General features: G+C 66.1%; 2 protein-coding genes. Both read left to right on the forward strand.

All coding sequences use genetic code 11. The features are described from left to right. Positions 1–1,133, forward strand: a 1,133-nt coding sequence (locus IY392_RS05570) for an IS110 family transposase (RefSeq protein WP_228549071.1), incomplete at its 5' end; no start/stop codon positions are given. A 199-nt stretch (positions 1,134–1,332) separates the two neighbouring features. Continuing rightward, positions 1,333–1,578, forward strand: a complete 246-nt coding sequence (locus IY392_RS05575) for an IS3 family transposase (RefSeq protein WP_228549072.1) — start codon at positions 1,333–1,335, stop codon at positions 1,576–1,578. Positions 1,579–1,684 lie beyond the last annotated feature (106 nt).

Consider the following 1,684-nt stretch of genomic DNA (forward strand, 5'->3'; position numbering starts at 1 on the left):
CGGCGGTGCCGAACGTACGGCAACGGATCAGAAGGAGGCCCGCGGTGACTGTCATCGGAATTGATGCCCACAAGAACTGGCACACGCTCGTAGCTGTCGACGAGGTCGGCAGGAGGATCGATGTCCTCACAGTCGAGGCCCGGGCGGCCGGGCATCAGAAAATCATGACCTGGCTCGAGCAGTTCGAGGAGGTGATCATTGCGATCGAGAACTGCCGGCACCTGACCCGGCGCCTGGAAGCCGACCTGCTCGACGCCGGGCACAAGGTCGTGCGAGTCCACACCCGGCTGATGGCGGGTATGCGCCGGTCGGGTCGCGAACCCGGCAAGTCCGACCCGATCGACGCAGAGGCCGTGGCACGCGTTGCCCTGCGCGAAAGTGACCTACCGACGGCCGAGTTGCCGGGGCCGGCGCGGGAGATCAAGCTACTGTCCGACCACCGTCGCAGCCTGGTCGCTCGCCGTACCGCATTGCAGTCCAAGGTCCGCTGGTTCCTGCACGAGATCGACCCTGACCTGCAGATACCGTCCCGGGCGCTGCGTCGTTACCATCTTCTCGATGAGCTGATTACCCACCTGGACGGCCTGACCGGGGTCGTGCCGGAGATCGCCCGCGACATCTTGGAGGACATCCGATCGCTCACCCGGCGGATCAACGAGATCGAGAGCCGCCTGAGCAAGCTGGCGCGCGCGAATCATCAGCACCTGCTTGAGGTCCCGGGGCTTGGGGTGCTCGGAGCGGCCATGATCATCGGCGAGACTGCCGGGGTCAGGCGGTTCAAGTCCAAAGACGCCTTCGCCCGTTTTAACGGCACGGCTCCGATCCCAGTGTGGTCTGGCAACAAGGTCCGCGTCAGGCTGTCCCGGGGCGGTAACAGGCGCATCAACACCGCGCTGCACATGGCCGCGGTGACCCAGCTGCGGCTCGGCGGCGAAGGCACCGACTACTACGACAAGCTCATCGCCGCCGGCAAGACCCGAACCGAGGCATTGCGACTGCTCCGCCGCCGGATATCGGACCGGGTGTTCGCAGCGATGCGCGCCGACGAAGCACGGCCCGTGGCCGAGGCCACGTCGCCGCCTCCAACTGCAGCGCCACGCACTCCGATCCCTGCAATTCAGGCGGCGGCGTGAGCGGGGCTTGACATAGGAGCATCGCGGAGCTGGACCGTCCACAGCGCTGAAGGTTGAGTTCATCGACCGCCACAAGGACGAACACGGTGTCCAGCCGATCTGCGACGCACTGTCCGAGACCAGCGCCGCGATCGCGCCTTCGTCCTACTACGCCGCCAAGACCCGACCGCCCTCAGCGCGGTCGGTTCGCGACGCCGAACTGACGGCCGCGATCACCACGATGTACGAGGAGAACTACCACGTGTACGGCGCCCGCAAGATGTGGAAGGAGATGGGACGCGCCGGCCACCAGGTCGCCCGCTGCACCGTCGAACGCCTCATGAGAGCTGAAAGACTCAAGGGGGTCCAGAGGGCCAAGTCGCCGCGCACCACTCGGCCCAAGGCTGAGACCGAGCGGCCCGCTGACCTGGTGGAACGCAAGTTCGTCGCCGAGCGGCCAAATTAACTATGGGTAGCCGACATCACCTACATCCGCACCTACGCCGGGTGGGTGTACCCCTATCCGCCAGACTGAGGTGAGACACCCGGGCTGGCTGGTTGAGAGGCTGGGG

The organism is Dietzia sp. SYD-A1 (assembly GCF_015356725.1).
Taxonomy (GTDB): Bacteria; Actinomycetota; Actinomycetes; order Mycobacteriales; family Mycobacteriaceae; genus Dietzia.